Raw genomic sequence first — 9,148 nt, forward strand, 5'->3', positions numbered from 1 at the left:
CAGAGCAACTGACTCTTAATCAGTGGGTTCCGGGTTCAAGTCCCGGGGGGTGTACAACAAAACGCTGATCAGGTTCTTCTTCTCGATCCCGACAAGGATCGGGGACCTGATGGGCTCGGCGAAAACTCGGCTGTTCACTCGCCACTTCAGGCGGGAAGCAGTTCCTCGCGGTTTCGCGGTCGACGCACCCTCGGTTGCGCTTGGCGCGGCTTGTGCACCTGTCCTCCATGGACGAAGAACTGCAACACACCAGCCTCGAGCCGGTGCTCACCCACCTCTCAGCTGGCCGCGCACCTCGGTGTGCCGGTCCAGACCATCCACGACCTCCGTCATGCAGGAGGTGAGCCCAGGGGCTTCCGCGTCGGCAAGGAGCTGCGCATCGCGTCTCTGAGGTGCAGGCGTGGCTCGAACGCCTCGAAGCCGACCAGGCAGAGCGCCGAGCACAGACCGGTCCCGCGGCTGAACGGTCCGCCGGGCGATGAGCGGCGGTCGCAGCCGGCTCGAGATCGGCGCATACGGCGAGATCAACGTCACCAGATCGGCGGCGGGCAGCTACCGAGCCGAGGCGCGACACCGGGACTGGGATGGGGGCATCCGGAAGGTGACCGCCAGCGGCACCAGTCGCAGCGCCGCACAGGCGGCCCTGCGGGTCAAGGTCGGCCGCCGGCCGGCGCACGCGGGGCTGTCCGACGGTCTGCACGCGGACAGCTCCTTCGCCAGCCTCGGTGAGGCGTGGTTGGCCGACGTGCGCATCCGACCTGACCTCTCCGACGGAACGCGGGATCGGTACGAGCGGTCTCTTGAGAGCCTCGTCCTGCCGACGTTCGGCGAGCTGCGTCTCCGCGAGATCAGCACGGGTCGGGTGGACCAGTTCCTCAAGCAGCAGGCGGCGCGCTCCTATGCGCGGGCGAAGCACGCCCGCGTGGTCCTGAATTTGATGTTCAACTTCGCGCTGCGCCTCGACGCGATCACCCGGAATCCGGTCGTGGGCTGCTCCCGCTTGCGAAAGCCGCCTGCGACGCCTCGTGCTCTCACGCCTACGCAGGTCGACGCCGTGCGCACCGCGATCCGTGATTGGCGGAGCACTGAGCCCGTCCATGGCCCGAGGCCGGACGGCCTCGTGCGCGATCTGATCGAGGTACTGCTCGGTTCCGGGCAGCGCATCGGCGAAGCGCTCGCGCTGCGGAAGTGCGACATCGACGACTCGGTCGTACCCATGCGCATCAGCGTCAGCGGCACGATCGTCGTCCTCAGGGGGCGCCCGGTCGCGCGGCAGGACCACCCGAAGACCGGCTCGTCGAGTCGGATGATCGCCGTACCGAGTTGGACGGCCGAGGTCCTCCGGCGGCGGCTCGACGCCCTCGTCGACGAGCCGGACGAGCACCTGCTGTTCGTCACCCGCTGCGGTACACCGCTCTCGCCGCACAACGCCCGCCGCACCTTGCGCCGCGTGCTCGCCGCCGCCGGGCTCGGCGACCTCGACATCACGCCGCACAGCTTCCGTCGGACCGGTGCCACTGCGATCGCCCGCGCGTCGAGTGCCGAGACCGCTGCGACGTTTCTCGGCCACAGTTCCGCCGAGATTACGAAGGCGCACTACATAGAGCCGCTCATCGCGGCGCCGGACACGGCGCCGGCGGAGTACCTCGAAGCGTTCGCGCCTCGCGCGAGGCCGTCAGCAGACCGCCTGACCGCGCGGAAGTAGCGACGTCCGCCCTTCAAATCACGGCTCACAGGCCTAAAGGAGATTTGTCCGACGAGCGCAGCAATCGAGTCGGCGGTGCGGACATTGAACACCGTCGGCCCGAGCTCGGTACCTATGTGCCTGATCGTCGTCACGTCGGCCATCTCGCGTCCGCAACGAACCGGCGCGGACGCGACAGGCCCGGCTTGTAGGAACTGCTGCGAGCGCATCCCGCGGTGGTGCCAACTTGGCACCACCGGAGTTTCCGCCCACCGACGGTGCCGCCGAGTCGGCGACACCATAGGCCCCGGCGCCAGGTCGCGTCTTCTGTCGGCGGGCGTCAGTCGCTCCCGCACGGCACCAGTCACGGCGACCATCGACCTCTCCCTTCCGGCTGTCTGCTCACGTTTCGTACCTATAGAGCGGTGCCCTTAGGACCGTGAATGCGACAAATTCACGACCGAGACGCAGGATTCCTGCGTGATTCACGCGGGTGACGCAGTGCTTGTGGCGTCGGGACGTGCTTTTCGTGCGGTTCCTCATATTGACCTGCATGCGATGCGCGCGGATCGCGTGTGTATTGCGGCGTGTATTCGCGCGTGAACGAGACGTGGATCGCGACTCGAACCGATGCGAAGCACGCGCGCAAGGTCGGGTTCAAGGGCGTCCTGCCGCAGCTTGACTCGTTACTGGACAGGGCTCTCTGGTGATCTCGCTCGAGCGGTTCGGGTGGTCGCCGCGATCGCGAGCAGTGTGATCAGCACTCTTCCGACGCCGGTGAACGCCCAGGCGGTCGGGGCGCTGGTTGTGAGGCCATGCTGAACAGACCCGTCGGCGTCGATCGTCGCGACTGCGCCGAAGACTACGACGCCAACGACCTGCCCCACCTGCCGGGCGGTCCTGGAAAGGGCGGAGGCGACGCCGACCCGCGATCGTGGGAGTCCTGCCACGACAACGGTCGTGATCGGTGCGTTGACCGTGCCGAACCCGATTCCGAAGCAGAGGTGCCAGGAGCAGCAGTGGTGGCGGACCGGTCGGGGTCGTGAGGAGCAGGAGGACGGACCCGGTGATGAAGCCCGCCCCGGCAGTTACGAGCGGGGTGCGGGGACCACGCTTTGCAGTGAGGCGTCCGGCGATTGGGGCCAGGACGATCGTGGCGACTGCGACCGGGAGCAGGCAAAGCGCGGTCTGGAGCGGCGAGAACCCGCGGATCACTTGATGCAAGCCGGTCGGGAAGGGGAACCCGGTCATCGTGGCGAGCCCGACGACCGAGACGCTGAGTTCGAGTGGCGGATGTTGACGCTGGGCGCACAGGTCGGGGTTCAACGCCAGCGCGGCCCTCGGGGCGCGCAGAGCAGCTGAGATGCGCTGAGCGGTCCCTGCTTGCCTCCGGGTCAGCGCCCCCAGGGAGGGGTCGCATGTGATCGCTGTCAGCGTCGACAGAGAGCTGATCAGTGCCACGCGTCTTGCAGAGTGAGGTCGGGCAGTCGTCAGCCCTGTTCCTTCAGCGTGAGGAGACGCGGATCAGTCGTCGACACCGACGAGGATCTGGCGCAGGCGCCGGACCGAGGACCTCGATGCGATGGGGGTGCTGGACACGTCGTCACGCTGGCGGCGGGCTCACTCCACGGATCAGTGCACCCCTTCACCAGGCGACGATCGGCCGGGCTCACCAAACGTCGTGTCACGCGGACTTCCCTCCCAGGGTCGGCATGCGCGGCGTGGGCTGTGCGCGGTGGGAATCGAGACGCTACGTCGCGGATGATCTGCAAGTAGGGCAGGTCCTTCGCCCGGGTCGCCGAGTCCAAGCGGTCGAACGGGACGATGTCCGGGTCGTCGGTCTCGACGCTGCTCCTCCAGACCGCCCAGGCGTCGTGGACGTCGGAACGGGTCACGTCCCGCCTTTCACGAGCGCGATCAGCGCGTAGAGCCGGAGGAGCTCGCGGTCGGCGCCGTGATCGGCGCCCGCCTGGAGTTCGATCTGCATCGCGATGTCATCGAGGTAGTTAACCGGTGTGATTCCTCGGGTCGCCGCGCGAGCTCCATCGTGAAGCCGAGGGCGCGAAGGAGGGTCGCGGTCGTGCGCACCGTCGACCGGTCCTTCTCGCGCTCCGACTCGGGCAGCTCGACCCACGGCCGCATGCTCGGGTTCCGGCGTACCGCCCGACCAATCCTCCAGCGGAAGCGGTGAGGGTCGAACTCACTCGGGTTGCCCCAAGCCGTTTTCGAGACGGCTGCCGTCGCCATCTATCGGCTGGCGCTTCCGAGGCGCGCCCCGGAGTCGGACCGGATTAGTGAGGCATGCAGCCGCACGGGTGGCCGTTCGCCCAGCGCATCGAGTGGTACCAGGCCGAGGACTCGAGCCTCGCTACCTGCCATAACCGGTTTGCAGCCCGGTCGTGCGTCCCTGCTCCCGCGGCTAGCTCAGGAACGTGGCTGCGAGCATGACGAACTGAGGAAGCGCAGCTCAACCGTCGTCGTCATGGCGGCGTCGCTACCAGGGGCTCCGAAGGACGGACAGTCTGGGCCGAGGTTGTCGCTCCATCCTTATGGTCTGACCATGGCGACGGCCGGATGCCGGGGAAACCCCGGCTTGCGCGCTGCGGAATCCCGTTCGTACAGTGCAGCGGCGCCACCGCACCACCGCGGAGCAGGCGTCGACCACAGGAGCTCGAGTGCCCAACTTCCGTTCCGCCCGCCATCTGCGTTGGGCCCTGCTCGGGCTCGGCGCCGCCCTGACCGTCGGCCTCGCGCTCAGCGCCTGCACGGGCACCGGATCGCCGGCCGATGCTGTGAAGTCCGTGCAGCAGCAGGCTGAACAGGCCAGCTGCAAGCCCGGCGATCTCGGCGTGGGCAAGAAGAAGACGGTCACCGACTCGACGAAGCAGAGGGTGCTGCTCACGGGCGGCCGGTGCTTCGACCGCATCAACACGCCAGCCGTCTTCCTCGGCCTTTCGGACGCGGACAACACGCAGGTGAACACCGTCTTCTGCTCGAAGCTCGACGTCGAGCCGAAGCTGAACAAAGCGCTGGGACATGGCATCTCCTCGTCGTCCACGCTCTCTCTTGTCCCGAAGCTCGACGAGGGGAGTGGCCCGCGCGGCCTCTGCACGTGGTCCGAGGACTACCTGGCGCTGCGGAACAAGCCCGGCGTGCCCTACTGGCGAGAGGTCGCGGTGTCCTACTCGCTGAACAGCGTGCGGTTGAGCGGTGAGTACCAGCAGCTGCAGGACACACTGACGCAGGACGGGTCGATGACCTTCACGAAGCTGTCCGGCATCGGCAAGGCTGCGCTCGAGTACACCGGCAGCACCAAGCCGGAGGCGCACGGCGTCATCGCTACCGACCTCAACGGGGCGACCGTGTGAGTGACGGCGAACAACGCGGACGTCACCGCCCAGCTGCCCGACATCGCCAAGCAGTCTCTCGCCCTCGCCGAGAAGGTCAAGGACGACCCGGCCGCGTCGCCGAAGCCCATCCCTACCCCCTCCGGCGCGACGAAGGACGAACCGGTCGCGTTGGGCACGATGCGCCAGATCGGCGACTACTCGGTGGTCGTGAACTCCTTCACGGCACGCGCCGACGGTTCGGAGCAGGCGGACTGGACGGTCACCTACACGGGCGAGACCCAGGGGGACACCGGATTCATCAACTTGTGGTTCATCGGCAGCGACGGGCCGCTCGGCGACCAGGGCTGCACGGGCGCGAAACCGGAAACGCAACCGCTCGAACCGAACGTCGCCGTCGCCCGGCAGTCGTGCGCGCCGATGAACGGCGGCACCTTTACGAACTCGGTTTTCGTGTTCACCCCGCACCAGCCGGAGAACTACTGGGCGCAGCAATGAGGCGCCTTGCCGCGGTCATCGCCGCCACTCTCCTGGTGCTGTCCGGCCTGACGGCGTGCACGGCGTCGAAGGGCGACACCGCGACCACGCAGGTCGGCAGCAGCGGCTTCGAGGCGAAGCTCGACGACGTGACCGTCGCGGGAGGCGCGAAGGTCGCCGCCGTGAGCACCCGGGTCGTACTGACGCGGGAGAAGACCGCGCTCGCGCCATTACTGCGCTCGAAATACGTTCAATCGGTCGGGTCGACGGTCAAGCTGACGCTCGGCACGAAGTTGCAGCCGAAGACGCCGATCACGCTCACGTTCACGATCGACAAGAGCAAGGTGCCCGCCGGCACCGCGTCCTTGGGCGTGCTCGCGCGCTCGGAGGGGTCGTCGAAGGTCACCGTGCTGGCCGGCAGGTACGACGCGAAGGCGGGCACGGTGACCGTGAACACGCCGCACCTGTCGATCTTCGATCCCGTCTTCATGGCCGTCGGCAGCTTCCTGAGCGACATCTCGACCACCGCGTCGCTGACGTTCAAAGCCGTGTACCCGGCGCCTGAGCAGTGCGACAGTAGGGCGACCCTCGACGGCGCCGTCTACAGCGCGACGCCGGCTGCCGGGCTCGTGCCGTGCCTGAGCGCCAAGAACGGCAAGGTCCAGGTCGCGTTGCACTCGACGAAGGGCGTGCCCGTCCACGTCACGCCGAGCCCGTCGGGGTTCACCGGGGTTGAGCAGGTCACCACCCAGCCGAGCGACGCCGCCGTCCGGGCCGTGCTTCGGGCCTTCCAGGGCACAAAGTCGTCGGAGATCCTCGGAGGCGAGACGTTGACATACTCGTTCGACAACGCGAAGCCGTTGACCTCCGTCTCGGCCACGAACGACTTCATCACATCGATGACCCTGTACGCGGCTGCGGTGTTCGAGTCGGTGCTCGAGGAGGCGTACCCGTCGAAGCAGTTGGAGAACGCGACCCGGCTCGTGGGTCTCGTGAGCTGCTTCCGGGACGCGATCGCGCCGGCGAAGTCGGAGTCGGATCCGGAGACCAGGGGACTTGTCGGTCAGGCGTTGATCTCCTGCGCCGGCCTCATCCCCGTCGCGGGAGCGGTCGTACAGCTGCTCGCCATGATCCCGAGCGTGATCATGAATGCGTTCGTGCTCATCGCGGACGAGCTGACCGGCAACAAGACGGGCGTCGTCAGGATCAACCAGGTCGTCAAGCCGATCACGAGCGTGAAGCTGGCCGACTACCTCGCGTACAGCGAGGGTCCCTACTACCAGTACCGGTTCGACTCGCCGAGCGGCAATCTGCAGTGCGTCATCAGTCAGGGCGAGGACTCGAGCCCATGGGGCTGCCTCGCGCGATCGTTCACATGGTCGGCGCCGACGAACCTGCCGGACACCTACGGCGAGACGTGCGCGCAGTTCGAGTCGGTCCGCCTCCCCGGAGCGATGATCGCGAGCTACCCGGGAGGCGGCTTCTACAACACCTGCGCGAACAACGACACCACCAGCCTCAACGCCGGCAAGGTGCTGCCACTCAACTCGAAGATCTCGGTGCGTGGCGTCACCTGCACCTCCGGCCGCGACTCTTCGGGCGCGGAGCAGATGACCTGCACCGGCCCGAGCGGGTCCGCGCTCACGATGTCGAAGGCAGCGATGACCTTCAAGCAACCCACCTCGGGCTGGACCCCCTGACGCCGATCAGCGCTTCATGGCCTGGATTAACTTCACGGAGTAGTTGACGTTTGGCGCGGGGGACAGTTCATCGGCCGGCAAAGGGCCGCGAATAGCTCCTGAACGGGATCCGCGCGGTCGTCGCGCGGACAATCGCCCAGGGCTCCGGCGATCGTGGCTCCCGATCCGACCGGCACCCACCTCCTGCAGCTCGGATCCTCGGCCGCTCGGGCTTGAACCGGCCGCTCGCTCGGGGCTCGGTCGGCGAGCACATCATTGCGATCAGGGCATCGCCGTCCCCATGGACGTGCCCGGGGTTTCCGGGATTGTGGGCATGACAAACCCGTCCCTACACTCACCGCTGGGCGGCTCCGCCTGATCGGTCTAGTCCGCCCACGCTCGAGGAGGCCTCCGTGTACGACCTCCAGACCTGGTTCAGCTGACCGGTGTCGGACGGAGCGAGCGCATTGCGATCCTCGCGGTGGATGACCGGCCTGCGCGTCGGTGGGATCGCCGCGCTGGTCGCACTCGCCTTCTCAGCGGCGGGGGTGGCCGGCGGCTGGATCCTCGCGACGAGGACGGAGGCCTCGGCCCACCCCGTCCCCGAGGCGACGGTTGTCCGGGTGCCCACCTACATCGGCCAGGACTCGGTGTCGATGCCGGAGGTCCGCGGGCTGAGCGTCGATGACGCCGAGCAGGTGCTCGCCGACGCAGGTATCCCCGCCACCGCGGTCCATGTGCAGCACCGGGTGGCCGCCGCCGATCCGGGCACGGTCGCCGACCAGCGGCCGACTTTCGGCACCGCTGCGCCGGCCTCGATCGTGCTCACCGTCTCGGACGGCGCCGTCGTGCCCGCCGTGATCGGCACGGACGCGGACGTCGCGACGACGCAGCTCGAGGCGCTCGGGACCCGGGTCCAACAGACCGAGGGTTACGACGCCACGCAGAAGGCGGGCGCCGTGCTTGCGGTCGAGCCGGCGGCGGGCAGGACGCTGCCGGCGGCGGTGACCCTCACGGTGAACGGGGCGCCCACCTCCCGCTACCTCGCGACCCTGCGCAGCGTCGACGGCGGCTGCTCCACGAACGACGAGCTCGTGGTCGGCGGTGACACCGTCACCTCCGGGCTCGAGTGCGGCGCCGGCTCGTCGACGGACCCGCGGTCGACGTCCTGGCTGCTTCGGAAGGCGGCCGACAGGATCACCGGATCGCTCGGTATCGGGGACGACGCGGACCAGAGCTCGTCTGTGCACGTCCGGGTGCTCGTCGACCGGCGGATCGCGTTCGACCGCACGGTGCAGTGGGGGAGCCCGGTGGCGCTCGACCTGGACACGCAAGACGCGCTACGGCTCACCGTCGAGGTCTGGACGACGGGATCCACGAGCGTCGAAGCGGCGCTCGCCGACGTGCGGCTCGTGGGCGGCGTCACCGCGATGAGTCAACTCCCGGCGCAGTGATCGGGATGCAGATGCTCCGCATCGAGGTCGTCGCGATGCTCGTCGCGATGGCGACGATCTCCGGGCCGCTCGGCGCGACCGCGTCCCCGGCGCGTCCCTTGACGCCTGCGCACGCCACCGCGACGGCGGCGACGCCCGAGGACGCGCCGGTGCTGGTCGTCCTCGACGTGTCTGGGTCGATGGACGACACGGACGGCGCGGGGCGTCTGAAGCTGCAGAGCGCGAAGAATGCGGTGGATCGGGCCTTGCGCGCGGGCGGCAGCAGCACGGACACGGGCGTCTGGACCTTCCCGGGTGCAGAGAGGTGCAGCGCGGGCTCGCAGCTGTCCGCGCCCGGAGCGGGGGGCGACACCGGCGAGGCGATCGCGAAGGTCGACGCGCTGCAGACGCAGTCGGGCGGCACTCCCATCGGCACCGCGTTGCAGGCGGCGACGGCGTCGCTGAAGAGCGAGGGCTACAGCGGCGCGACGATCCTGCTCGTCACCGACGGGATCAACAACTGCGATC

Annotated in this window: 6 protein-coding genes and 1 tRNA gene; 6 read left to right on the forward strand and 1 reads right to left on the reverse strand. The window is 68.4% G+C overall.

Features of this window, described 5'->3' with window-relative positions; translation table 11 throughout:
• The first annotated feature begins 478 nt into the window (after positions 1 to 478).
• Positions 479 to 1,705, forward strand: a complete 1,227-nt coding sequence (locus ACFE67_RS05665) for a tyrosine-type recombinase/integrase (RefSeq protein ID WP_375405899.1) — start codon at positions 479 to 481, stop codon at positions 1,703 to 1,705.
• A gap of 2,158 nt (positions 1,706 to 3,863) precedes the next feature.
• On the opposite strand, the gene ACFE67_RS05670 is transcribed toward ACFE67_RS05665, so the two are convergent.
• Positions 3,864 to 3,949: transfer RNA gene (locus ACFE67_RS05670), tRNA-Ser, on the reverse strand.
• Between the two features lie 410 nt (positions 3,950 to 4,359).
• Between ACFE67_RS05670 and ACFE67_RS05675 the strand changes: the two genes are divergently transcribed.
• The 5 genes from ACFE67_RS05675 to ACFE67_RS05695 form a co-directional block, all read left to right on the forward strand.
• Positions 4,360 to 5,052: a hypothetical protein gene (locus ACFE67_RS05675; RefSeq protein WP_375405900.1), complete on the forward strand. Its 693-nt coding sequence runs from the start codon at positions 4,360 to 4,362 to the stop codon at positions 5,050 to 5,052.
• The gene (locus ACFE67_RS05680; RefSeq protein WP_375405901.1) at positions 5,053 to 5,529 is read left to right on the forward strand and encodes a hypothetical protein; all 477 of its coding nucleotides are present in this window, start codon (positions 5,053 to 5,055) and stop codon (positions 5,527 to 5,529) included.
• A complete protein-coding gene (locus tag ACFE67_RS05685) occupies positions 5,526 to 7,208 on the forward strand; it encodes a hypothetical protein (protein WP_375405902.1) in 1,683 nt (560 codons plus the stop codon). The genes ACFE67_RS05680 and ACFE67_RS05685 overlap by 4 nt, the downstream gene beginning before the upstream one ends.
• Positions 7,209 to 7,672: 464 nt before the next feature.
• Positions 7,673 to 8,641: a PASTA domain-containing protein gene (locus ACFE67_RS05690; RefSeq protein WP_375405903.1), complete on the forward strand. Its 969-nt coding sequence runs from the start codon at positions 7,673 to 7,675 to the stop codon at positions 8,639 to 8,641.
• A gap of 179 nt (positions 8,642 to 8,820) precedes the next feature.
• On the forward strand, positions 8,821 to 9,148 hold a 328-nt coding region (locus ACFE67_RS05695; RefSeq protein WP_375405917.1), incomplete at its 3' end, for a VWA domain-containing protein.

The sequence above is a fragment of the uncultured Amnibacterium sp. genome, assembly GCF_964244015.1.
Classification (GTDB): Bacteria; Actinomycetota; Actinomycetes; order Actinomycetales; family Microbacteriaceae; genus Amnibacterium.